21 protein-coding genes are annotated in these 23147 nt (G+C 52.7%); 14 read left to right on the top strand and 7 right to left on the bottom strand.

All coding sequences use genetic code 11. The features are described 5' to 3' along the window. Positions 1-22 precede the first annotated feature (22 nt). Positions 23-859 (top strand): PmoA family protein, encoded by an 837-nt coding sequence (locus OXH16_23180; GenBank protein MCY3684309.1) that lies wholly within the window; start codon positions 23-25, stop codon positions 857-859. 16 nt (positions 860-875) lie between these two features. On the opposite strand, the gene OXH16_23175 is transcribed toward OXH16_23180, so the two are convergent. After that, positions 876-2867: a hypothetical protein gene (locus OXH16_23175; protein MCY3684308.1), complete on the bottom strand. Its 1992-nt coding sequence runs from the start codon at positions 2865-2867 to the stop codon at positions 876-878. Positions 2868-3046: 179 nt separating this feature from the next. On the opposite strand from OXH16_23175, the gene OXH16_23170 reads away from it, so the two are divergent. Both OXH16_23170 and OXH16_23165 read left to right on the top strand, forming a co-directional pair. Further along, entirely contained in the window at positions 3047-3808 is a 762-nt protein-coding gene (locus tag OXH16_23170) for an NAD(P)-dependent oxidoreductase (protein ID MCY3684307.1), read from the top strand. A 10-nt stretch (positions 3809-3818) separates the two neighbouring features. Further along, the gene (locus OXH16_23165) at positions 3819-4592 is read left to right on the top strand and encodes a phytanoyl-CoA dioxygenase family protein (GenBank protein ID MCY3684306.1); all 774 of its coding nucleotides are present in this window, start codon (positions 3819-3821) and stop codon (positions 4590-4592) included. Here OXH16_23165 and OXH16_23160 read toward each other — a convergent pair. The 3 genes from OXH16_23160 to OXH16_23150 all read right to left on the bottom strand — a co-directional run bounded on the left by OXH16_23160 (position 4585) and on the right by OXH16_23150 (position 8879). After that, positions 4585-5814: a transglutaminase-like domain-containing protein gene (locus tag OXH16_23160; GenBank protein ID MCY3684305.1), complete on the bottom strand. Its 1230-nt coding sequence runs from the start codon at positions 5812-5814 to the stop codon at positions 4585-4587. The genes OXH16_23165 and OXH16_23160 overlap by 8 nt on opposite strands. A gap of 10 nt (positions 5815-5824) precedes the next feature. Next, entirely contained in the window at positions 5825-7495 is a 1671-nt protein-coding gene (locus OXH16_23155; protein ID MCY3684304.1) for a hypothetical protein, read from the bottom strand. A 328-nt stretch (positions 7496-7823) separates the two neighbouring features. Beyond that, positions 7824-8879 carry a transposase gene (locus OXH16_23150; GenBank protein ID MCY3684303.1) on the bottom strand — a complete coding sequence of 352 codons (1056 nt, stop codon included), beginning with the start codon at positions 8877-8879 and terminating at the stop codon, positions 7824-7826. Between the two features lie 423 nt (positions 8880-9302). Here OXH16_23150 and OXH16_23145 point away from each other — a divergent pair, with 423 nt between their 5' ends. From OXH16_23145 to OXH16_23130, 4 genes are all read left to right on the top strand, one after another. Then, positions 9303-10403 carry a mandelate racemase/muconate lactonizing enzyme family protein gene (locus OXH16_23145; protein ID MCY3684302.1) on the top strand — a complete coding sequence of 367 codons (1101 nt, stop codon included), beginning with the start codon at positions 9303-9305 and terminating at the stop codon, positions 10401-10403. Between the two features lie 15 nt (positions 10404-10418). Further along, positions 10419-11426: a dipeptidase gene (locus tag OXH16_23140; GenBank protein ID MCY3684301.1), complete on the top strand. Its 1008-nt coding sequence runs from the start codon at positions 10419-10421 to the stop codon at positions 11424-11426. A 61-nt stretch (positions 11427-11487) separates the two neighbouring features. Beyond that, positions 11488-11865: a VOC family protein gene (locus OXH16_23135; GenBank protein ID MCY3684300.1), complete on the top strand. Its 378-nt coding sequence runs from the start codon at positions 11488-11490 to the stop codon at positions 11863-11865. A 15-nt stretch (positions 11866-11880) separates the two neighbouring features. Then, positions 11881-12690, top strand: coding sequence for a TIM barrel protein (locus OXH16_23130; GenBank protein MCY3684299.1), 810 nt, complete (start codon positions 11881-11883; stop codon positions 12688-12690). Between the two features lie 7 nt (positions 12691-12697). Here the strand turns inward: OXH16_23130 and OXH16_23125 are convergent, their stop codons facing one another. Continuing rightward, positions 12698-13780, bottom strand: coding sequence for a mandelate racemase/muconate lactonizing enzyme family protein (locus OXH16_23125; GenBank protein MCY3684298.1), 1083 nt, complete (start codon positions 13778-13780; stop codon positions 12698-12700). Positions 13781-14032: 252 nt separating this feature from the next. Between OXH16_23125 and OXH16_23120 the strand changes: the two genes are divergently transcribed. From OXH16_23120 to OXH16_23110, 3 genes are all read left to right on the top strand, one after another. Then, positions 14033-15772 carry a thiamine pyrophosphate-binding protein gene (locus OXH16_23120; GenBank protein ID MCY3684297.1) on the top strand — a complete coding sequence of 580 codons (1740 nt, stop codon included), beginning with the start codon at positions 14033-14035 and terminating at the stop codon, positions 15770-15772. Between the two features lie 66 nt (positions 15773-15838). Then, positions 15839-17017: an ATP-binding protein gene (locus OXH16_23115; protein ID MCY3684296.1), complete on the top strand. Its 1179-nt coding sequence runs from the start codon at positions 15839-15841 to the stop codon at positions 17015-17017. Positions 17018-17058: 41 nt separating this feature from the next. After that, on the top strand, positions 17059-18171 hold the full coding sequence (locus tag OXH16_23110; GenBank protein MCY3684295.1) for a Gfo/Idh/MocA family oxidoreductase: 1113 nt from the start codon (positions 17059-17061) through the stop codon (positions 18169-18171). A gap of 100 nt (positions 18172-18271) precedes the next feature. Here the strand turns inward: OXH16_23110 and OXH16_23105 are convergent, their stop codons facing one another. Beyond that, positions 18272-18634, bottom strand: a complete 363-nt coding sequence (locus OXH16_23105) for a DUF2283 domain-containing protein (GenBank protein MCY3684294.1) — start codon at positions 18632-18634, stop codon at positions 18272-18274. Next, on the bottom strand, positions 18631-18963 hold the full coding sequence (locus OXH16_23100) for a hypothetical protein (GenBank protein MCY3684293.1): 333 nt from the start codon (positions 18961-18963) through the stop codon (positions 18631-18633). The genes OXH16_23105 and OXH16_23100 overlap by 4 nt, the downstream gene beginning before the upstream one ends. A 242-nt stretch (positions 18964-19205) precedes the next feature. Between OXH16_23100 and OXH16_23095 the strand changes: the two genes are divergently transcribed. Genes OXH16_23095 through OXH16_23080 form a run of 4 tightly spaced genes read left to right on the top strand, consistent with a single transcriptional unit; the run spans position 19206 to position 23124 of the window. After that, on the top strand, positions 19206-19550 hold the full coding sequence (locus tag OXH16_23095) for an STAS domain-containing protein (protein ID MCY3684292.1): 345 nt from the start codon (positions 19206-19208) through the stop codon (positions 19548-19550). 39 nt (positions 19551-19589) lie between these two features. Then, positions 19590-20804 (top strand): MFS transporter, encoded by a 1215-nt coding sequence (locus OXH16_23090; GenBank protein ID MCY3684291.1) that lies wholly within the window; start codon positions 19590-19592, stop codon positions 20802-20804. A gap of 9 nt (positions 20805-20813) precedes the next feature. Continuing rightward, on the top strand, positions 20814-22262 hold the full coding sequence (locus OXH16_23085; protein ID MCY3684290.1) for a sulfatase-like hydrolase/transferase: 1449 nt from the start codon (positions 20814-20816) through the stop codon (positions 22260-22262). A gap of 13 nt (positions 22263-22275) precedes the next feature. Then, positions 22276-23124: a phytanoyl-CoA dioxygenase family protein gene (locus OXH16_23080; protein ID MCY3684289.1), complete on the top strand. Its 849-nt coding sequence runs from the start codon at positions 22276-22278 to the stop codon at positions 23122-23124. Positions 23125-23147 lie beyond the last annotated feature (23 nt).

Raw genomic sequence — 23147 nt, 5'->3', positions numbered from 1 at the left:
GTTCGTTAAGCCGAGGAGAATCATGACTGAACTGAAACAAAGAGCAATACCAGATTGCGTTGAAATATTCCGCGGTGGACAAAAAGATCCCATTCTCGTTCAGCGCGCCAGAGCCGATACTCGCGCCTATATTCATCCCATTGTGGCGCCCGACGGCAATGGCATTCTCACTGAAGATACCCCTTCGCACCATCCCTGGCAGCACGGTCTTTATGTGGGTCTCAACGAGGTCAACGGGGTGGGGTTCTGGACAGAGGGATTACAGGAGCGGCGCAAAGATCAGGATGGGACCTTTCACCCCGAACCGATCAGCAATGCAGGTGTGCATAATAATACTGCCACCTGGACTGTTACCAGCGGATGGCGAGATCCCGATGGTGCGCCTATGCTCACCGAAATACAGGCATGGACTTTCAACGATCAGGGTGATACGTATGAGATCGATATCACATGGTCCCTTGCCGCATCAATCGATCTTACCTTTGGAGAATACGCCTACGGTGGTCTCTTTCTTCGAATGCCTTACAAAAGAGACCTCGGTGGCGAGGCTATTAACAGTGAGGGACAGACCAATCGCGACGCTGAAGGACAACGCGCACGATGGGTGTCTGTTTCTATTCCCATCGAAGGTCGCGCCGACTGGGCTGGTATTGCGATGATGGATCATCCCTCCAATCCCGAATACCCCAATCCCTGGCGCGTTGACGGGCAACTCGGCATTGTGCCCAGCCGCTGTATTGCTGGTCCCTGGACGCTGGCACAGGGTGAGACGACCGCGAGTGAGTATCGGTTGTTTGTATTTTGTGGCAGAACGGATATTTCGCGTGTTGAAGAAAATTGGGCCGATTTTTCTGCGTAGTAAATGATGTGCGTTCTCATTCTACAATTCTGAGTCTGTTTTCTGCGCCGTACAGGCTATAGACTTTCTGTACCTGATCCAATTTTTTTTCTTCGATTTTTACGGTGAGTGGCCGGGGGGCGAGCAGTGAGAGGAGTCCTGGTCGCCCGATATGTCGGGAGATGTAGGGTACGACGCCTTCCTGCCGGTAGCGCTGCTGGTGGTGCGGCTCAGTTCCCCCTCTGGCGCCGAGGATGATTTCGGATATTCGGTTGTCCAGGATCGCTGCGTACAGGGCGATGTCATCGGCGTATCCATAGCAGGTTGCCCGCTGAATGCCTCGCTGTTTCAGGAGGTCCAATGCTTCGATTACGTGCTGTACGTTGGCCGTTGTCGATGGTTCTCCCAATAGCATGCCGCTGTCGTCCATGCCGACACAATCCAGTGCCAGGACGGTTGTGCCAGAAGCTATCAGGTGCTGTACTTCACCTGTTTGCAGGGCGCCCTGTTTGGTGCGGCTCTGGTGGAGATAGAGGGCTGTATTTTTTGATCCATCCTTTGGCGTCAATAGAAAGGATGAGAGGCCGAGGGTGCCGTAGCGAATTTCTTCTGCCGTAAATTCATTTTCTTCGAATGTTCGAATGGTTTCGGGGGAGATATTCGGTCTGTTTTCGGGTACTGCGAGGACTTTTGCCACTGTTTCCCTCAGGGCTATCCGCTCGCGTTTCCAGTCTTCCAATTTCTGCGGTATTTCCAACTCAGGGGGTAATTCTTTCAAGACGGATGCCATCCATCCCCGCATCGCAAATTCCGGTGCTTCATATCCTTTCGGCGGTAAGCAGGCGAGTTCGTCGGTCGGTACTGGTGCCACATTTAGATCGACGACCGCGGTTCCGGCATAGTGCTTGTGGCTCTTATAGCCCGATTCGATATCGATTCCGTGGGCATCTGTCCAGTCTCCCAGATAGACTTCTGGCAGGCGTTGTACTGCTTCTGCGTCGAATTTCGGCATGCCCAGGTGTTTTTCTACCCAGACGAAGGCGGGTTTATTGAGGAAGTAGGGCCGGTGGCCGCCTTTTGGGGTGATGTGGATGTCGAACCGGTCCGCAGCGTCGCAAATGTCATAGACCCGTTGTACCTGTTGGCAGGTTTCCAGTAGTCCACGATACGCATGGGGAGGATAGTCCCATTCTCCGGCGAGGATGAGCGTGGCGCACCGGGGGGCGCCCATCGCGATTTGTTCCGGCATATCGACATGGTGCTTGAGGCGATAGGGACGCCATTCGCAACTCAGGTCACCGATGATGTAGTCGAAATGAGTTACCCAGGAGGCGGGTAGGCTGAGGGCCAGGCGGTCGTCCGTGCACAGGACATTCATGGTGATGGTGCAGCCGAGCGAGTGGCCCACACAGCCGATTCGATCGGTATCTACTTCGGGACGGATACATAGGTAGTCAATGCCGCGGGTGATGTCGTAGGTCATTTTGCCGATGACTGAGCGGCCCACTTCAAAGCATCGGTCAATTCTAAAGTCCAGACGGTGACCGCGTATTCCCGGGCGGTTTTCTTCGTCCCGTTCTTCTTCGCCGACAGGGTCGGGGATCAGGCAGATGATGCCCGCTTTGGCGTAGATCTGGCCCGCGTAGTGGTTGTAGAACGCGCTTTTGCTTCCGCCGTGTCCGCTGGGAAAGATGAGGGCTGGGACCGGAAAGGTCACGCCTTTTGGCAGGAAGAGGTGGGCGGGTACAGAGGATCCCGGTTCGGCGTCGTAGATGATTTTTTCGATGGTGAAGTCGTCTCTTTCGATTTTCCCGACTGTGCGGGGGCTGAGGGGGCTGCTGGTTTCGGGGAAGTCGAAGATTGTGCGGAGGAGGGGGCGCAGTTTGGCGGTGTGGGTTTCCCATTCTTCCCGGGTGCGAGGGAAGGTGTCGCCGATCCGCTTTTCGGGGAGTTTTGTCAGTTTTTCCCGCAGGTAGGCCACGTATTGAGCCTGTACTTTTGCGTGATGGGGATGTCTTTGTATGTTCATGGTGATCACCTTTCGAGGAAGAAGTTCCGGGAACAAGAAAGTGGGATGTAAACCCGGGGGCAATAGAAAAATGATTGCTTCCGATTAGGTTTCTGCTTGATTTATTTTTCGGGGATCGCGACTTTTGGAGATGAGACCGATACTGGTTTTTAACACTAATTTGAGAAGGATTATTCGATATGGCGGAACGCAAGAAGTTGTTGATTACGGGGGCAGCGGGCAAGATTGGAGCGGCACTGCGAAAGCATTTGCGGAACCGGTACGATTTTCGGTTGATGTTTCACTCTCAGATTCCAGACGATGTGGATGAGAAGGACGAGGTGGTGGTTTCGGATATTTCCAATTTTGAGGCGATGGTGGAGGCCGCCGCCGGGGTGGATGCAATTGCCCATCTGGCTCTTTTTAGAACCTGGCAGGGGATGCCGAATGCACAGAGGGCACAGGTGACGTTTGATGTGGATATGAAGGGGACGTACAATATCTACGAGGCAGCGCGGATTAATCGGGTGCCAACGGTGGTCTATGCGAGTACGAATCATGTGACTGGTATGAATGAGAAGGAGGGCATTCGTTCGGTGCCGGACAAACCCGTGCGTCCGGACGGGATCTATGGCGCTGGCAAGGCGTTTGGAGAGGCTCTGGGACGGTTTTACGCCGATCAGTACGGGATCCGGGTGTTCTGTTTGCGGATTGCCAATTTCAACGGGCTGGATGAACCAGGGCGGGATTATGAGCCGGGGCAGTCCCGCTGGTTCAGCCCTCGGGATATCGCTCAGATGACCTGGCGGTGTATTGAGGCAGAGGATTTGAAGTTTGAGATTTTCTACGGGGTGTCTCGGGGTGGTGAGGAGAAGTGGGATTTGTCCAATGCGCGGGAGTTGATAGGGTTCGAGCCGGAGGACGATGGTTCTCTGCCGGAACACCGGGCGAAGTATAAATGAGGGGTATTGTATGACTGACGAAGAGAGATACCTGTTCGATTTGCAGGGCTATCTGGTGCTCCGCGGCGTGCTGACGCAGGAGGAGGTAGATGAACTGAACGAGGTTTCGGATCGGGTGTATCCCAGGGATTACTCGGATGGCAACGATTCCAAGGGGCGCCGCGGTATTCGCAATGTCCGCTATGTCTCCCGGTGGGATCCTGCCTGCCAGCGGCTGCTCGATCACCCGAGAATTGTGCCGGTTCTGGCGGAGTTTCTCGGTCCCAAATTCCGCATTGACCACGATTATGCCATGTTTATGAACGCTGGTAGCGACAGCGGGAATCTACACGGTCTGCCGGAACTGGGGACACATCGATATTTTCACTATCTGGATGGGCAGGTGCGGACGGGTCTAACTGTCGTGACTTTTATGCTGGCTCCAGCCGGGGCAGGAGATGGCGGGTTTGTCTGTATTCCGGGTAGCCACAAGGGCAATTTTCCTCAGAATTTGCCAGAGGATGTGCGTACGCTGAAGAGGGTGCCGCCCTATGTGGTACAGCCCGAGGTGGATGCAGGCGATGCGGTCATTTTTACCGAGGCTTTGACCCACGGAACTAAGGATTGGCGCGGTGCCCACGAACGGCGTGCTTTTCTCTACAAGTACAATCCGGGACACATGGCCAACCATCAGGTGTCCTACGATCCGGCGAACTATTTCGATCCTACGCCACAGCAGCGACGGATTATGGGTGCCCCGGCGGTTGGTAGTCGGCCCAATGTGATCGCTCCGGATTCTACCTGACAGGTGCTGCGTTGAAATAGTCCTTATTTCCAAAATGGGGAAACATTCCGAATCCCGTTTCCCTATCTCGCTGTTCCCACACGAGGCCGGTTTCGCAATAGCTCAGCGATCCGTGCGCTGGTGGTGAAAACTCGGGGTGTTCCAGTAGGTCGCTCCTGAACCAGATGCTCCGGTGCTGAAAACAAACTCCCTTTTCCAGATTTTCCCGCATAAATTCCACGATGTGCGGAAAGGTGCGCTGGAATTCTGTACCCCGCCCGTATTCGATATGTGTTTTTAGATTCTTCCCCGCGGCTTGTATTTCTCCCATTGACATCGGTATCCCGTTTTTTAGAAATAGTGCGTCCGTATTCGGATCTACTACTACCCACTTGCGTAGGTGATCGAACCAGACTTCTGCTACAAAATGTCCGTTGAAGCTGTTCACCGCTTCTGTCAAGACCGCGCATCGAGATGGTATGCCGATAGCTTGGGTGCAACTCACAAATGCCGCTGCATAGTGTACACACATTGCCACTGGCCGTTTTCCATTGTGTCCAATCTGTCCCGGAGCCCAGGCCAACAGGGTTTCGGCATCCCACGGCGCGTATTGTTCTGCCCTTGCCGAACTGGTGTGTTCCCAACTGGATGCCAGCCAAGATGATAATGCGCGTACCCGTTTGATTAACGGTCCCTCATCGCGTGCAGCAGGCGGTAGTATTTGTCTCAGGGATTCAAATCTGGATGAATCCGCGTTTTCCCATACCATAGGGGGCGGTGGAGGATCTTCTCCTTCAGCCAATCTGACCCGAATGACGTATTCACCCAGGACTGCGTTCAGATATCCCATCCGCTCATTGCGCCAGGTGTGCCCGCGATCATCGCTTATTGCGCTGTCCGGTGCGGGATGTCCCGCTTCCATTGCCAGCGACCAGCCGGCCATTGCCGTGTGGTCGGTCCACAGTTCAAAGGTGTTCTCGCCTTCTTTCAGTTTTTCCACTGAGAATTCATACCATGAATACGCGCCGCGTCGGGTCGGTTTTAGCGCGGCGACTTCCGCGCCATTCATTGACACTCGCAAGGGCGCGTCGTTTTCCGGGTAGGGTCGGGCGAGTATGTAAACTGTTCCCGGCGCGTTTGTCGAGGGCAGTGTGAGCGTTTTGCGTGCCCGCCGAAAGATCGTTAATTCTTCACAGAGAGAGGGCATCACGCGCCCCTCTTCGCTGTAGTACAATCGACTCATGCTGTTTCCTTCAAAGAAGGCGTGCAAAAGGTGGGAGGGCGTAGGAAGGCTGGAAGGCAAAGCGCTTCAGTCCCAGGTGCAGGCGCGCCTGAGTACCTGGACCCAGATTTATCCGAAGATATTTGCCGTTCACCTCGATGGACTGGTCATCGCCCTTACGGGTTTCAAGGCGGGCACGGGTAAAGCAGTGCTCGCCAAAGGAACCGGCCTGGAGCAGTACGGCTCGGCTTTCCACTGGATCGGTATTTACCAGCGATACGCTGACCTGGTCGGCGCTGATCCGGTCAACCAGAGCCGCGATGTGTTCCGGCAGTCCCGGGCGGTGGCGTTGTGGGTCAAAATAGCGCAAGTGGGCCTGTAGCATGCCGCCGTTGTATATGGCCGCTGGCGTGCCCATGGCCATTTGAACGAGGGCTTCGGGTAGCACTGGATTGAGTTTCTGGAAGTGGTAGCATTCGCGCGTTTCCGGGTCGCTGTCATCGCTTTCCAAACGCTCCAGGCTGTGACAGATGCTGGAATAGGTCGAGTCGAATACCTGGTCGAGGTAGTCGGGGTTTTTGCCTTCGGTAAAGGCGAACCAGGCTTTTGGGGGGCAGATGCCGGCCTTGGCCGCGCCCCAGTCGGGTGGCAGACCCACAAAGCCCTCGCGTCCCGGGAAGACTTCGTCGAGACGGGCCAGATCCTCGGCGCTCTGGCTCAGGTAATACAGGTGGATGTACAAATGGGAATCGGGCGGGCGGAAGTCGAACCAGCCGCGGTCGCCGTGCCGTGCTGGCACCTGGATCTGACCGTTCTCCTCGCGCCGGTTTTCCCAGAGCATATCGAGTTGTGAGCGGGCCAGGTCCAGATGCGACATGTCGCCGGTCATGAGCAGGGCGCAACTGCCAGCTACGAGGGCTGGCTCGACGATATTGCGCGCTCCATGCGGCCAGCGCCAGCCGTAGTACCCGCCCCACCACTTGCCGTCCATCAACTCGCCGATGATGCCGTTGGGACCGATATTGTCGGGCATGATGCCATCATTGGCGGCGCGGCGCGCTTCCCAGGCTTGCAAATAATTCAGTACCCACTGCCGGTACTTGTCTTCGCCTGTGTAGAGGTACGCGTTGGTGACCAGGCTGGTGGCACACAGGTTGAGGGGCACGTCACCGCGGGTCATGCGCTGATTGATCTGGTCGAGTACCCGGGCGAAGATCCGGTCGTCGGTCCAATCGACCTTAAAGAGTGGGTCAGAACTGTCAGCGCCTTCTATGTCTTCATACGGAGCCAGGTATCCGGAGAGAATGGGGCGGTGGTATTCCCAATCGGTCTGGGTGGTTATAAAGCGCGGTCCTTTGCTGCCGTTGAGGGGCGAGCGGATCATGCAGTGCTGGGCATCCCAGTTGGGTGCCAGCGGATCTTCGCCAGTGTACATGGCGGCGTAGCGCAGGGCGCGGGTGCGGTCAATGTGGTTTTCGGGGTCGGCCATGGCCAGATAGTAGATGTAGGTATAGCTCTCGGAGTGGTGGAACCAGTCGAAGCCGGTGACGAATTCCCGATCCACTGTGCCGTAGTTGGCGTATTGATAGGTGATGGCGTCCCATTCTTTGCGGGCGATCCGATGGATGTGCTCGCCGCCGCCCAGCAGATAGAAGAGGGGGAAGGAGAGGAAGGCCTCATAGCCGTTGTCCGTGCCGTCCATGCTCGTCCATACCGTGCGCTGGATTAGAGTGCCGTCTGGGCGGGTGCTGTGTTCGACAAAAGGGTGAGCTGCGCGGTCCATTATCGCTATTAGTTGGCGCTGGCGCACGGCCCAGTCGGGTGGTTGTTGGCGCGTTTTTACTGATAGTGTTGCACAGGTCATTTTACTGTTTCTCGAGGTAAAGTTTGATGCTTTCTACTCGCGTGTCGTTGGCATGGTAAATTGACGTACTCCCAAAGCTAAAGCATTGGGATTATAGAATCTTGTTGCTTCAGCAGGGATTGTGGGATCAACAGTAGTTGCTTGCTTCCCCGAAGGTCGGCAAGTCTTACGCTACCTCCGCCATAGGTGGACGCCCCCACCTGTGAATGTTTATCGCCGCGTTGAGGTCTCTGTCCATCTCAAGACCACACTCGCAACAATGGAATGTTCTCTCTCGCAATTCGAGGTCCTCTTTGACTGTGCCACAAGCAGAGCATGTCTTTGACGACGGCAGCCATTTGTCGATTTGTTTGACAACTTTGCCCGTCTTTTTTGCCACATACTTGAGTATGGACAAGAAGTTTGAGAAGCCCAAATCGCTAATCTTTCGTCCCCACAACGCTTTCATGGCGTCAATGTTCAAAGTCTCAAAGAACATAACGTCATATTCTTTACACAGTTGATAGGCAAGTTGCCAGTGATAGTCTCTACGCTGATTAGCAACGCGCCGATGCACTCTGGCATGATTTACTCTTGCCCTGTGACGATTGTTGCTACCTTTCTTCTTGCGAGAAAGATTGCGATTAGCCTTTTTGACTTTCCTCGAATTGCGATTGAAGAACAATGGCGATTGTGTCCTTGTGCTGTCTGAGGCTGTTAGATATGTTTGCAAGCCAAAATCAAAACCTGCGGTTTTACCGTTCTTGATCATGAATGACTTGATACCCTCAGCCTTTGCAACAACACATAGCCACAAATCGCCTGCGCGGTCACGTTTGATTGTGACCGTTTTGATACTATCTAAATCGAATTTTCTGCTTTTGTGATAGCGAAATATACGCTTGCCGATACGCACCTTGTTACGCTCGAGGAATTTGTATCCTGCTTGCTTGAGCGTATAGGACTGATACCGAAAGCGAGACCTGAATGTGGGCGGACGCTTGTTGTCTCTGGCAAAGAATTTCTGATAGCCAAAGTCTATGCGCTCAATCACATTTTGCAATGCCTGTGACGGCAACAAACGCCAATGTGCAAAGCGTGTTGTTCTTTTCAGCTTTGCCAAATGGTTAATCATTGTGAATTTACTCGGATACGTGCCAAAACGCCGATAGTATCGCTTGTGCAAGGCAATGAAATGATTATACACCTCAGCAAAAGAATCTATATCCCTATGGATATACATATTGCGATCACAGAGACTATACATTTTGTATTTGTATGTTAAGTATTCCATAATGTAAATATACACAAAAACAGTAATTTATGCAAGTTTTATGTAGTCAGTGAACGGATGATTTTGGTCGATGAAGTGCTGGCGCACTTGTACACCGCTCCACCGTCCACATTGCCTTGAGCAACGTGCCACCATGCTAAGCATGTTCCGTGATGATTTTACACGGAAGCACCGCACCATAAATTCGGAAGCCCTTGCAAAACAACGCTCGCTAACTCGCGTCTGCTTCCCAACACTAAAGCTCTCTGCGAGTGGGTCTTACGGGCTGTAAAATAAAGATACCATATTTTTTATCAAACGCTAAATTACACTCTGTTAGGTCAAGCTGTTTGACCAGTATGCGCGTTACACTTCTATTTGCGGGAGGACTGTATGAGCAATGATCACGAAGACAGAGCATCGCGTATTCGCGTTACGGGGTTGACTGCGATACCGATTGGGGTGAAGGGATATGTCAAGGTCGAGACGAATGCCGGGATTACGGGCTGGGGTGAGATCAATAACATGGATACAAAGGTGACCTGCGCGCTTGCAGAGTCGCTTTCCGAGTTGATTATTGGAGAGAATCCCACGCGTACGGAGCATCTCTGGCAACGGATGTTCCGCGCACATCGCAATATCCGCAACGGCGGTTTGATGGTTCACACGATTTCTGCGATTGATATGGCGCTGTGGGATATCTGTGGGAAGCTGCACGGGGTTCCGGTGTATCGCCTGTTGGGCGGTCCGTGCAGGGACAAGATATGGATGTATCCAAGTCCAAAGGCGATCAAGACGGGACCGGGCGGTGCCCAGTATTTTGCGGGTACGCCTGCCGAGATTGAGGCAATTGTTCAGAAGATTAAAGATGCGAGGGAGAAGGTGGGACACGACGGTGCCGTGATGTTCGATGCACATAGCTGTTTGCCGCCACCTCTGGTCAGGCAGTTTGCGGGTTATTTGAAGTCCGATGATTTGCTGTTTTTGGAAGAGGCGTGGGTGCCGGGGAATATAGAGAATATGAAGAAGGTCCGCGAGATGGTGCCGGTGCCCCTTGCGACGGGTGAGCGGGATCGCACGATCTGGGAGGTGCGGGAGATTTTGGAGGCGCAGGTGATTGATGTGCTTCAGCCGGATTGTGGTCACGGCGGGGGTATTACCCAGATGAAGAAGGTGGCTGCGCTCGCCGAAGCGCATTTTGTTCCCATTGCACCGCATTGCACGATGTCCCATCTGGGTTTGACGGCGAGCCTGCATGTGGCGGCGTCGGTGCCGATGTTTTTGATTCACGAGGGGTACGCGGGTGTGCTTCCCGAAGATGTGGCGATTAAGACCTGGGAAATGGATGACGAAGGTTATGTATCGTTGCCCGAGGGACCCGGGCTGGGCGTTGAGGTCAATGAAGCGCGCGCAATCGAAGTGGGTAAGAGTCCAGCGCGTCCATTCGAGTGGCCGAATGCGAGGCTCCGGGATGGGGCGGTGTCAGATTATTGATAGAGGAGCAGGCTGATGAATACGGATGCGAGGAAGATCTACGACGAGGCGATTGTGATAGATGGCCTGAGCATTAGCAACTGGGAGAGCGATGCGGTGTTCAGGCGTTTGCGAGCCGGCAATATTACCGCGATCAATGCCACGGTGGCTACGTGGGAAAATTTTGTGCAGACGATGGCGCATCTGTCGGCGTGGATGCGGCGCTTTCGCGAGCGCGATGACATTTTGCAGGTGAAAGAGACGGCCGATATTTATGCCGCCAAAGAGCAGGGGAAGACCGGGATTATTCTCAGTTTTCAGAATGCTTCGCCCATAGAAAACGAGTTGGATCGCCTGGGGCTGTTTCTCGCCCTCGGCGTGCGGGTGATTCAACTGACCTATCACGAGACCAATTTGCTGGGTAGCGGTTGCTGGGAGCGAACCGATGGCGGTCTGAGTAATTTTGGCGTGGATGCGGTGCGCGAAATGAACCGGCTCGGTATTGTTATTGACCTATCGCATGTCGGTCCGAAAACGACGATGGATGCTATTGAGATGTCCGAGCAGCCAGTCGCCATTACCCATGCCAATGCCCGCAGTTTTTGCAATCATCCGCGGAACAAGGAAGAAGATGCGCTCAAGCTTCTCGCCGAAAAGGGAGGCGTTGTGGGTGCCACGTCTTATGCCCATTTTCTTCCCAAAGGATTCGATTCGACTGTCGAGGATTTTGTCGATGCTATCGACGATATGGTAGAGCGGGTCGGTATTGATCACGTGGCTATTGGGACGGATTCCACACACGATCAGCCGCTCGAGTTCTGGCATTATATCGGTTCGCAGCAGGGTACGAAGTTTCCCTCGACTTTTGCCGATGGCTCGGTGCCATATACTGAACTGAGCTTTCAACCGAAGGGAATTGACAGCCCGGCGGAGTTTCCCAATCTGGCAGAGGCACTCGTCAATCGCGGGTACAGTGCCGAGGATATCCCCAAACTTTTGGGCGGAAATTGGATGAATCTGTTTGAGCGGGTGTGGAATGTTTGAAGGAGCATGTGTGGCGAAAATAAGATCGAGGATTTTTCGATCCTAACGACAGGAGAAGGAGATGATCGACAATATCCACAAAATTGCCCTGGTCAGCGACGATATCGAAGGCGCCGTGCAATTTTATACCCGGACTCTGGGTCTGGTGGAAATTGAGCGCTTTCACAACGAGGATGACGAGGATTTCGTCTTTTTGCAGGCCGGAGATATTATTCTGGAGCTGATGCCCCAAAAGACCATGGACGCAGAAGTGGGCTTTCACCACATATCCTTTAAGGTCGATAGCGTTGACGACAGCGCCCTGGAACTCGAGGATAAGGGTGTAGATATTGCCGTGGCGCCTTTCGACGCCGAAGGAGCCGACATTCGGTTGAGCTTTTTCAACGGGCCGAATGATGTACTTCTGCAATTGTTTCGGCGCGAATCCGATCACGCCTGAATTGAGAGGTTTGCTATGAAAGTAGGTGTGTACGCTTCGATGTTCGGGAAGGATGATCCACCGCGCCTGGAGAGTGTGGAGAGCTATATCCAACTGGCGTACCAATTGAAGCTGGATGTGATCGATTTCCACAGTGGGCGCGGATTTCGGTCGAAGCAACCGGCGTACTTGCTCGAGGTGAAGATGCAGTGTCTCCGATACGGGCTGTCAATCGGATACCTGGCTTCGGGTGGGCATTTTGTGGGGTCCGATGTGGATCTGGCTGAGAAACTGGCTCAGGTCAGAGCAGATGTGGATACGGCGGCGTTTATAGGTGCGCCCATGATTCGGCTGTTTTGTGGGTCCCCGCTGGAAGATGCCGAAGCGCAGAGGCGGGAGATTCGGTGTTTTCAGGATGCGGTCGATTATGCCGCAGAGAAGGGGATCGCTGTAGGGCTACAGAACCATCCTTCTACAGGGGAAGATGTGCTGCGGATTCTGGAACAGACAGATCGGGAAAATTTTACGCTTATTATGGATACCGGACAATGGGTCGGATCGCCTGCGCGGAATCAGGGGGTGCCGGATCCAGAGGTGGATATCTATGCGTTTATGGAACAGACAGCGCCATATACCTCCCATGTCCGGGCCAAATTTTACAAGATCGATACGGGGGAGGAGGCGTGGCTGGATTATCCGCGGATTATTCAGATTTTGAAGGATGTGGACTTCAATGGCACGGTTTCGGTGGTTTTTGAAGGTAAGGATTTGAATGCGTGCGACGATACTGAGGTGATCCGACTGGCGGCTGCCCACCTGCGAGAGGTGATTGGAGGTGGGGATTGAATATTTTTTAATACTTTTCGCCATGCTTTTCGATCAGGTCTTCATTCCATTCAATGCCGAGGCCGGGCGCGTCGTTCATAATGACATGTCCGTCTTTAAATTCTAAATCGCCTACCATATCTGTGCTGAAGTTTCGCAGGTAATTTTCCACTACCAGTCCATTATCTACTGCGGCGACTAAGACGCAACCCAGAGCACCCTGTCCATGGGGAGCCATTTGCAGGTGATGGGCGCTGGCCATGGCCGCAATTTTCATCCATTCGCTGATTCCGCCACAGTTGTTTGGGTCGGCCTGGACGATGCGTACACCGCCGCGTTCGATCAGGTCGCGAAATCCCCAGCGCGTGGCTTCGTTTTCTCCACTGGCAACGGGATAGTCCAGTGCCTCGGCGACGAGTGCCGAGCCTTCGAGATCATCCGGGCGCACGGGTTCTTCATACCAGTAGGGGTCGTAGGCTTCGATCATGCGTCCAAATCGAATTGCGGTATGCGCGTCCCAGGCATTGTTCGCGTCGATCATCAGGGCGATGTCGTCGCCTATGGCTTTGCGTACGGCATGCACTCGTTCTGCGTCTTCTTTCAATGTGATGCCGGGCCATCCCACTTTCATTTTTACTGCTTGAAATCCCTGGCTTACATAGGTTGTCATTTCTTCGCAGAGTTCTGGTATTCCCTTGCCTTCTTCGTAATATCCACCCGCGGCATAGGCCCACAGTTTGTTTTGTACGCCGCCGAGCAATTTCCACACGGGTTGATTGAGTGCTTTGCCCTTTAAGTCCCAGAGGGCATTGTCGGTTGCGCTGATGGCGTTGATGTATTCGCCTTTGGCTATGGGTTTGCGCGTGCCGCCCATGAATATTTTTTCCCACAAATACGCGATTCGCATGGGATCTTCGCCGATCAATTTTTCTTTTAGGGTGTTCAGTTTTGTCCGAACAGATCCCGAACACATGGTCATGCCTATCAAGCCTTCATTTGTATAGATCTCCAATCTGGCGCGGGACTTGGAGCGCGTGGTGACAATCGAGTTCCAGAATGGTTTTTCCAGGTGTTGTTTTACAACTGTCATTTTGATATCTGTGATTTTCATTGTGGTCTCCTGTAGAAAAGCGCGAATCAACGAATCAACGAATGGAATTCGCACTGACTTTGGGAGGTTGGGCAGGGTTCGTCTATTCGTCTATTCGTCTATTCGTTAGTTTTGCCGTCAATATAAAGTGCATCCCGAGCGCGACAAAGGAAATCTCACCTGTTCTGGTATTGCTTGTGCTGTTCTGGGCGACGGGTTATCATACTTCACAATGGGTTTTTTTCAGGACAAATTGCCAAGGAGGTCAGGGGTATGAAAAAGAGATCTGTTACCGCTACCCCATCCGAAATCATTGTCGAGCAACTCGCCGCGCTGGGTGTGCAGTATGTGTTTAACAATTCTGGCTCTCGGGAGGCTCTCTTTTTTGACGCGCTCCACATAAATCCCAATGTTCACGGTATTCTGGCACTTCACGAGGGTAGTGTGGCCGCGATGGCGGGGGGATATACACAGGGGAATCTCGATCCGGCTGTGATGGTCGTCCATCTGGGTGCCGGGTTGGCGCAGTGTTTGGGGCAGTTGATCAATGTTTGGAGTGGTAGTCTGCCCGTTGTGGTGCTCACGTTTGCGGGAGATACGGGGAGTTATGGAGACAGGGTGGGTCTGGATTTGACGCATAATGTGGGGCCGACTTCGATTGCAGAGCCTTTTACCAAGGCGAGCTGGACGGTGATTGAATCGGATGGCTTGCCGCAGGCGATTGAGCGCGCACTGCGGGTTGCCAAAACACCGCCGGTCGGTCCGGTTCATCTCGCTGTTTACGATCGGTTGCTCGGAAATGATATGGTGAGTACAGAGATTATTGAGGGGGAGATTCAGTCTGTGCGGGCGGGTTATCCGGCAGATGAGGATGTCGAAGCCGTTATTCGCGCGTTGTCCGATGCCCAGCGGCCGCTGTTTTATGTTGGGGACGGTATTTGGAAGAGCGGGGCAGAGGCGCGGGTTATGGCGTTGGCCGAGCAGTATGGCTGCCCGATTGCGGGTACATGGACAGAGATGCGCAGGACTCCGCAAAGCCACAGTCTGCACTGCGGGCGGATCGCAGAGGCTATTGCCGAGGTGTCACCCGATCTGATTGTGTGCATTGGCGTGCGTCACAATGGTCGTGGGAAACCCCAGGATTTCGATGCGTTGTCGGGGGCGCAACGCCTGATTGGGATTGGGCCAGATGTCGAGAATTTTACGAATCTTCCGGGATTGGATCTCGCGATTTTGGCAGATGAGTTCAGGACGCTTGAATGTCTTGAGCGCGCTTCGTCTCAGGTGTCTTTTGCCGAGCGCCTCGCCCGCGCCGAGATGCAGGCTGCTTCTCTTCACGCAAAGCGAAAAGCGGCGGCAAAGCGCGTGGCGCGGGAGGCCGGGCAAGTGAGACCCTATGTGCTGGTGGATGCAATTGATCGGGGGCTGGAGAGGTTGGGTGGTGGTTTGATGATGGTCGAGCAATACGCTCTGCCAATAGATAGTCGAGGAGATGCTTATGGCGCGGGGCGCAATGTCTATGTCCGGGCGGCTGGGGGATCGGAGGGTTATGGGATTGGTGGTACGATTGGGTTGAAACTGGCGGTGCCGCATAAGCCTGTGGTTGGGCTGGTGGGCGATGGGTCGATGTATTATGCCGATTCCGGGCTTTGGACGGCTGCCCACCACCAGATTCCGGTGCTTTTTGTGATTCCAAATAATCGATCTTATGGGATTGTGGCGACTAATTTTGAGCGGGCGGGCGGTGTGATGAAGGAGACGGGAGAATATCCGGGTGTGGTTCTGGATGGGATTGATCCGGTGAAAATTGCAGAGGGGTTTGGTGTGGAGGGGATGCAGGTCGATGAAGAATCGGATCTGGAAGGCGCGATTGCACGGGGATTGGATGTGGTGGAGGGCGAGGAACGCCCCTTTTTGCTGGATGTGAAATTGCCTCTTGGGCTACCCGAGGGCGGACGGGCGGCAACGCCTTTCCATCTCACGGAGATTCGGAGTAAGGCGAGTGCGGCGTAATAGGTAATGGGGTAAATTTGAAAGTTTAAGTTGCATATTGTCACATATTCGGTTATTTTAGGTGCTATGATTAAGCGCGAGATTACACCCTTTCTGGTCGAACTTTTCGAAAAATATCCGTTTGTCACTGTGACTGGACCGCGTCAGTCCGGCAAGACCACCCTTTGCCGCGTAGCTTTTCCGCATCTGAAGTATGTCAACCTGGAAGCTCCCGATCAGCGGGAATTTGCCGAGTCCGATCCCAGAGGCTTTCTCTCTCATATCGGCGAGGGGGCCATTTTGGACGAGATTCAGCGCGTGCCAGAGCTTTTGTCCTATTTGCAGGTACTTGCCGACGAACAGCGCAGAAATGGCCTTTTCGTACTCACGGGCAGCGAGCAGTTCAGGCTCTCCGATGCCATTAACCAGTCCCTGGCAGGGCGCACAGCACTGCTTCGCCTGTTGCCGTTCTCACTTGCAGAACGCCGAGGAACTGGCGTGAGCGAGAGCGTAGATGATATCCTGTACTCTGGTTTTTATCCCCGCATTCACGATCAGAAACTCGAACCGCGTCAAGCTCTTGGCGACTATTTCGAGACTTACGTCGAGCGCGATGTGCGCCAGATTGGGGAGATTCGCAATCTTTCCAGTTTTCGTCGCTTCGTTCGCTTGTGTGCCGGGCGCGTGGGGCAACTGGCCAATCTCTCGGCTCTGGGTGCAGACGCTGGCGTTTCTCACACTACGGCGCGACATTGGCTGACGGTCCTGGAAGCGAGCTACGTGGTTTTTCAACTTCCGCCGTTTTACGCCAATATTCGCAAGCGGCTGGTCAAGTCTCCCAAGCTGTACTTCTACGATGTCGGGTTGGCGAGCTATCTTATAGGCATTGAGCATGCCGGGCAGATTGCCACCCATCCGCTACGCGGGGCGCTGTTTGAAAATGCAGTTGTGGTGGAGACTCTCAAGTACCGTTTCAATCGGGGACACCGGTCCAATTTGTCTTTTTTTCGAGACGCCCGGGGGTTGGAGTGCGATCTTCTGTATGAGAATGGCGATGGTATCTGTGCTATTGAGATCAAGTCCGGTGCTACAATTGCCTCTGACTATTTTAACGCGCTCAACCGGATTGCAAAGGTACTGCCGCAAATTTCCGGCAAAGTAGTCGTCTATGGGGGTACAGACCGGCAATCTCGACGAGATGGTGAGGTTGTGCCGCTGGCCGGTCTGGGCGAGGTGCTCAAGCGGTTTGAGCGCGGGGTACTTTAGATTACGCGATTCACTAATCACTTTTTTCAGGAGATAGTTTTATGGCACTTAAAGTTGGCGTTGTTGGTATGGGTGGTATTGGCAACCGGCATGCGGGCTGTCATGCAGAAGACGACCTTGCAGATCTCGTTGCGGTGTGCGATGTTGTCAAAGAGTCCGCGGATAGGGCTGCGGAAAGACACGGTGTTAAAGCTTATTATAGTCTGAAAGATATGTTGGAGAACGAGGATCTGGATATTGTCGATGTTACGACCGGGGGAAATGAGAATGGCAGTTGGCACTATGAACCGACGATGGAGGCTCTCGCCGCTGGCAGACACGTTCTGTGTGAAAAACCCCTGTCCAACGATATTGATGAAGCCCGCGATATGGTCGCTTATGCCGCAGAACAAAATCTGTACCTCGGCTGCAATCTCAACCATTATTTTTCTCAACCTGCGGACAAGGCGCGAGAATATATCGCAGAAGGCAAAGTGGGCGAACAAATTTACTGTATTCACAAGATGGGTTTTGCAGGTGGTGAAGCGACTTATAAACCAGGCAAAGGGCCGAAGTCGTGGGGGCATCCCTATTTTCACGTCAAGGCTTTTCTCACGCATCCTTTTAGCGTGATGCGCGATTTTTGCGGCAATATCACCCATGTGCAGGCATTTTTTGACCGTCCGAGTTTTCGCAAGCAAGCGGGCGATCTCATGATTTCCCTCAATAGCATTCACGTGCGTTTTGAAAGCGGCGCGATGGGTTATTTGCTGAGCCAGCGCGGCGATGTCACTTTTGGTCTGGGTGGCTGGTGGAGTGTTGAAGTGGCGGGTACGCGCGGGACTTTTTGTATTGAAAATTGCGTTGAAAAGATCACTTTCTGGCCTGCGCCTGGCACTGCGCCTATGCCAGAGAATATGTCGCACGGTGCTGCGCCCGATCCCATTGTCGATGATACGGGGATTACTGACTTTGGCTCCACTTTTCCCAATCGCATCCACGCTTTTCTCGAGGATGTCACCAATGGTGTGCCCAGGGAAGAACTCCGCGCTTCGGGTCACGATGCGCTCGCGGCTCTCGAATACACGTGGGCGGCGATTGAGTCCTATGAAAATGGCGGTGTGCTCGTCACGCCCAATCCCCTGCCTTTGCTCAAACGAGATCCGATGACTTAAAAAGCAAAAAACGGGACCAGATTCAGGTGTCCCGTTTTTTGCAATAGTCTTTGTCAGTGGGGCATGAAGGCGAGTGAATGGTGTACTACTGCGGTAGTAGTCAATGCTTCCTGTGTAACATCAGTGATGTAATGGGAATCATTTCAATGGCAGATGGTGTATAGGCCGATAGCGGAAGAATTTCTTTGATGGGTGAGCGTTGAAGAATATCTACAACCATATCTCTCAGTGAATCGGATAGGTCGTTCAGGCCCGTCAAGGGAAAACTTCGAGGCCCTATATTCGTTTGTTGCGTCAAAATCGAATAGTCGAAAAATGTCAGTCCAACAGCTTTGCGTTTGGCCTTATCAATCCGAAGTAGAATATGATCATTCAGCGCAATGCCTGTTGCTTTAACATTGGGTTCAAATGAAATATAGAGTGTATCACTTTCTCTGTCGTAGTTGAAATTGGGTTCATTCATATTGTCAGAATCTCTTTTTGGTACGCTGTGAGAATATAATTGTTCGCAATCTCATGGCCGTTTACTTCCCGAAATTTAAAAAGGACAATGGCGACGATATGCGTATTGTCTCCGACCAGATCGTCAAAGGATTTGCTGTATCGGTATTTATGAAAATTCAAGGGTTCTTGTTTGCGTTGTCCCAATCGAATTGTATCCCGAAGATGTGCTTCAAAATTCCGCATTTCAGGATGGTTCCAGGGATCAATAATGTGCTCCCATCTTTCATCGGTAAGATAGATGGTGTTGCCGTGTCGATCTTTAACCGCCCATCGTCTGCCGATAGCCATGCAATTTCCTATTCACACAATGAAGAAAAATAGCTGAAAAGTCAAGCATGTTGCGTTCATTTCACGCTGTTCAACTTGAACATATTGTTCATTAATACCTGCAATTTCCGGGTTGTATTTCACTCTTGCAAATTCCATGCCAGTCCCTTTTATAGATTAAGAAATAGTTGTAAAATCGGTGCAAGAGGCTTATGTTATCGCTGTCGAAGAATATCCAATCTCTTTTAACAAAGGAAGTAGCTATGAATCTAAGGGAAGAAATCAAGGACGATATCGCGATTATTACCCTTACAGGTGAACTGATGGACGGTCCTGATGTTATGCCGTTTCATGACCACATCAAGCAACTCGTTGCAAGTGGTACCAATCGCGTGATTGTCGATTTTTCTGCTGTCAGATGGTTTGGCAGTGCGATGCTCGGGGTTCTCACCGCATCTCTGGCGACGGTTAAGGCTGCAGGTGGCGATTTGCGTCTGGTGGGTATTACCAGAAGAATCGAGAGCATTCTCATGGTTACGTCTCTGGCTTCGGCTTTTCAAACGTTCAGGACGGTGAACCGCGCTATGGTCAGTTTCAGGCATGAGTAAACGACCATCCGCAGAGCGGATGGCTTTTGACAATTGACGATGTCACATTCTGGCCTCACCCGCAGTGTTCGATTGTATCCGATTTATGCCCCTCTCGCGCAGGCGTACTTCTGGTTGCCTGTCTTTTTTCTCTATTTCAACCAGCACATGCCCATTGAGCAGGTGCTGCGCCTCGAAGCTATTTACTATGTCGCCGTTGTTATTCTCGAAGTGCCTTCCGGGTATTTGTCCGATATCCTGGGTCGCCGTCTGACCCTTCTAATTTCTGCTGTTTCAGCGATTTTTGCGTACGCTCTCTTTTTTGCGGGTGGGTCTTTTGACGTTTTTGTGCTGGCGCAAATTGGGTTGGCTGCAAGTATGGCCTTTCGATCTGGCACGGAAACGTCGTTTCACTACGATCTGCTCAAATGTTTGGGGCGAGAAGACGCCTATCCCCAGCGCGAAGCGCGCATTACGCGGAATGTTTTTATTGCTTCAGCAGGTGCCGCGCTTCTTGGAGGGGTGGTGTCTATCTATGCTTTGCGCGTTGCTTATGGTTTTTCTTTTTTAACGGCGTGCGTGGCTTTTGTGCTGGTTTTGTTATTTGCCGAACCCGACCGGGAGCCCAGTTCTGAGCGACAGGCGTCGGGTTTTTTTCCCCAGATTCGCGCCTGCCTCGCGTATCTCAGTCAACCCGTGCTCGGGTGGTTGATGTTGTTTTCCGTTTTTATGACGGTTGTCAATCATATCCCTTATGAATTTTATCAGCCCTATATCCAGTTGCTCGGCGCCCAGGCTCCCACGCCGTTGCTTACGGGTTTACATACGGCGCTGACGATGGGCATTGCCGCGTGGTTTGCAAAACAGAGTATTCGCCTGCGCGATCATTTCGGTACCCGGTCAGCACTTATGCTCAGTGCAGGGGTGCAGGTTGTTCTCATTTCATTGATGGGGTTCTTTTTTCACCCTGTTGTTGCCCTTCTGTTGGCTTTTCGCTCTGTCCCTCGCGCGCTTATGATTGCGCCTCTCAATGCGGCGACTGTGCCGCGTTTGCAACAACACCATCGCGCGACGTATCTTTCGATCCAGAGTCTGATTGGGCGTTTGTCATTTTCGCTTTGTCTTGCTCTTCTCGCTGGTGTTTCAGAAGGTTCAGATGTTGCGCTGTCGCATACGCTTTTGCAGTGCGCGGTGTTTGCCATTGCGGGGTGTGTCGTTCTCGCTGTTCTCGCTGTTGTGATTCCCAGGTCGCAGTGGCGATTGACCCCTGAATAGGATTTGATGATGAACTCATTTCTTAGAAAACCGAATTTGTTATTTATCTTTACTGATCAACAGCGCGCGGATACGATGCGGTGTTATGGCAATGATCATATTGATACGCCGCATCTCAATGCGCTTGCGGATAAGAGTTTTGTCTTTGAGAATGCCTATGTGAGTCAGCCCGTGTGCAGTCCCTCGCGCGCCACGATGTTGTGTGGTCTCTACCCGCATACCGCGCGCGTGCCGGCGTGCAATGTTCCGCTGCCTCGAGATGTGCAAACTATTGCGGAGATGGTTTCTTCCGATTATCGCTGTTGTTATAATGGCAAGTGGCATCTCGGCGATGAAATTTTTCCGCAGCACGGTTTTTCCGAGTGGGTTGGCACCGAGGATTCGTATCGTCGTTTTTTTTCGAGTTCTGAACGCCATGCATACCGCAGTGACTACCATCATTTTCTCGTGGAAAATGGTTTTGAGCCCAATTCCGAATCCGAAGGCCACCGCGTTTTTTCCCGCCATGTTGAAGCGAGTATGGATGAACCGTTTACCAAGGCGTCTTTCCAGGGTGACCGCGCTGCCGAATTTATACGCGCCTGCGGCGATGATCCCTTTGTTCTCGCGGTTTCTTATCTGGAGCCGCACCCACCGCATACGGGTCCACTAAACGATTATTACGATCCTTCAGGACTTCCCGTTGGTCCCGCGTTTCGCCAGAAGCCGCCGGCTAATGCGTCTCTTCTCAATCGCGTTTTGTCCGCTTATTATATGGAGTCCGAAGAATACGGTTATGATCTTCGCACAGATGAGGGCTGGCGTGCTGTTCGCGCGCGCTATTATGGCAATGTTACGCTGCTTGATCGCTCTGTTGGCAAGATTCTTGCTGCGCTTGAGGAGAGCGGGCAGGCGGATAATACGATTATTGTGTTTACCAGCGATCACGGTGAGATGGTGGGCGATCACGGCATTTTGGGCAAGACTGTTTTGTACGAGGAGTCCGTCAAGGTTCCGCTTCTCATGCATGTGCCCTGGTTATCCGATCAGCAGCGTGTGATCGGGGGGAATATTTCACATATTGATCTCGTGCCTACGCTTCTGGATTTGATGGGTGAATCCATTCCCGATCATTTGCAGGGTGAGAGCCGCGTGTCCGCGCTGGATGGCGATGCGACACTATTGGAGAATGATGTTTTTATTCAGTGGAACCGCAATGATGGACATCCGCGTCCCGGTGAGGCTGAGGTCAATCCCGCTATGAGTACGCCCTGGCGATCTATCATTTCTGCTGACCGCTGGAAGCTCAATCTCAGCGCGCACGATCAGTGCGAACTATACGATCTGAACGCCGATCCATATGAAACTGTCAATTATTTCGACGATCCCAAATGCAGAGATCGTATTCGAGACCTGACCGAGCGTATTCGTCAATGGCAGATGCGGACAGATGATAGGGTTCCGTTGCCTGGGATTTAGGAGGAGGTTTGCCTTGTTTTCCAAGCGAGAACAATTTGCCCGCGATGGGTTCTTTGTGTTTGAGAATATTCTCGATTCTGTCCTGGTGGATCAATTGCAGCGCTTTAGCGATGATGTGCTCTCGGAACAGGAGCCGGAGCATTTTGAGATGCATCGCACGACCGGGAGTATGGTCATGATCGATTGGGCTATGGCTTATCAGTATCCGGTGATGGCTGAACTCATCGCCCATCGCAATGCGCTCAATGCGTTGAAACAACTCGGGTTTGATGAACCAAAGTTTGGGCATGGACGCATTATCAGCAAGCCGCCGCATAGTCCACCGCTGTTCTGGCATGAAGATGGGCGTTTTTGGGATGATCCGGTGAGCTATACGACGCAGCCCATTCAGTGCTTTTTGATGTATTATCTGACCGATACGATGCCGCAAAATGGGTGTTTGCGCGTGGTTCCGGGGTCGCATCTAAAACGCCATGCCTTACACGACGAGATTTCTCCAAGCCATACAGATGAGCTTAGAAAATATGCCAATCCGGACGATCCAGGGTTTTCGCGGGTGGATGACGAGATCGATGTTCCCGTTAAAGCCGGCGATCTCGTGATGGGTTATGGCAGTCTGTTGCACGCTTCGCATGCGAATCAGACGGATCAGCGCAGGACTGTGCTTACGATGTGGTACTATCCGGACTTTGTCGCTTTGCCCGAGCGCACACAGGCTACGGTCGCTCTGGCAGAAGGTAATAACAGTGATGCTGTGTCATCGTCTGAGTTACAGGCTCTGATGGAGCCGCTTAGAATCTCGTATGATGGCGAGGCAGAGCCGATAGAGATACAGTGGATACCGGGTGAGGGGTTGAAGTGAGAAGATGTCCAATTTGAAAAGAG

The sequence above is a fragment of the Gemmatimonadota bacterium genome (genome assembly GCA_026705765.1).
Taxonomy (GTDB): Bacteria; Latescibacterota; UBA2968; order UBA2968; family UBA2968; genus VXRD01.
This window is presented reverse-complemented; position numbering and strand designations above follow the sequence as displayed.

Excerpts from the sequence above, each read along its gene's own strand:
- OXH16_23180 (MCY3684309.1), top strand. The coding sequence starts at position 23 with ATGACTGAACTGAAACAAAGAGCAATACCAGATTGCGTTGAAATATTC.
- OXH16_23175 (MCY3684308.1), bottom strand. The coding sequence starts at position 2,867 with ATGAACATACAAAGACATCCCCATCACGCAAAAGTACAGGCTCAATAC.
- OXH16_23170 (MCY3684307.1), top strand. The coding sequence starts at position 3,047 with ATGGCGGAACGCAAGAAGTTGTTGATTACGGGGGCAGCGGGCAAGATT.
- OXH16_23165 (MCY3684306.1), top strand. The coding sequence starts at position 3,819 with ATGACTGACGAAGAGAGATACCTGTTCGATTTGCAGGGCTATCTGGTG.
- OXH16_23160 (MCY3684305.1), bottom strand. The coding sequence starts at position 5,814 with ATGAGTCGATTGTACTACAGCGAAGAGGGGCGCGTGATGCCCTCTCTC.
- OXH16_23155 (MCY3684304.1), bottom strand. The coding sequence starts at position 7,495 with ATGGACGGCACGGACAACGGCTATGAGGCCTTCCTCTCCTTCCCCCTC.
- OXH16_23150 (MCY3684303.1), bottom strand. The coding sequence starts at position 8,879 with ATGTATATCCATAGGGATATAGATTCTTTTGCTGAGGTGTATAATCAT.
- OXH16_23145 (MCY3684302.1), top strand. The coding sequence starts at position 9,303 with ATGAGCAATGATCACGAAGACAGAGCATCGCGTATTCGCGTTACGGGG.
- OXH16_23140 (MCY3684301.1), top strand. The coding sequence starts at position 10,419 with ATGAATACGGATGCGAGGAAGATCTACGACGAGGCGATTGTGATAGAT.
- OXH16_23135 (MCY3684300.1), top strand. The coding sequence starts at position 11,488 with ATGATCGACAATATCCACAAAATTGCCCTGGTCAGCGACGATATCGAA.
- OXH16_23130 (MCY3684299.1), top strand. The coding sequence starts at position 11,881 with ATGAAAGTAGGTGTGTACGCTTCGATGTTCGGGAAGGATGATCCACCG.
- OXH16_23125 (MCY3684298.1), bottom strand. The coding sequence starts at position 13,780 with ATGAAAATCACAGATATCAAAATGACAGTTGTAAAACAACACCTGGAA.
- OXH16_23120 (MCY3684297.1), top strand. The coding sequence starts at position 14,033 with ATGAAAAAGAGATCTGTTACCGCTACCCCATCCGAAATCATTGTCGAG.
- OXH16_23115 (MCY3684296.1), top strand. The coding sequence starts at position 15,839 with ATGATTAAGCGCGAGATTACACCCTTTCTGGTCGAACTTTTCGAAAAA.
- OXH16_23110 (MCY3684295.1), top strand. The coding sequence starts at position 17,059 with ATGGCACTTAAAGTTGGCGTTGTTGGTATGGGTGGTATTGGCAACCGG.
- OXH16_23105 (MCY3684294.1), bottom strand. The coding sequence starts at position 18,634 with ATGAATGAACCCAATTTCAACTACGACAGAGAAAGTGATACACTCTAT.
- OXH16_23100 (MCY3684293.1), bottom strand. The coding sequence starts at position 18,963 with ATGGCTATCGGCAGACGATGGGCGGTTAAAGATCGACACGGCAACACC.
- OXH16_23095 (MCY3684292.1), top strand. The coding sequence starts at position 19,206 with ATGAATCTAAGGGAAGAAATCAAGGACGATATCGCGATTATTACCCTT.
- OXH16_23090 (MCY3684291.1), top strand. The coding sequence starts at position 19,590 with ATGTCACATTCTGGCCTCACCCGCAGTGTTCGATTGTATCCGATTTAT.
- OXH16_23085 (MCY3684290.1), top strand. The coding sequence starts at position 20,814 with ATGAACTCATTTCTTAGAAAACCGAATTTGTTATTTATCTTTACTGAT.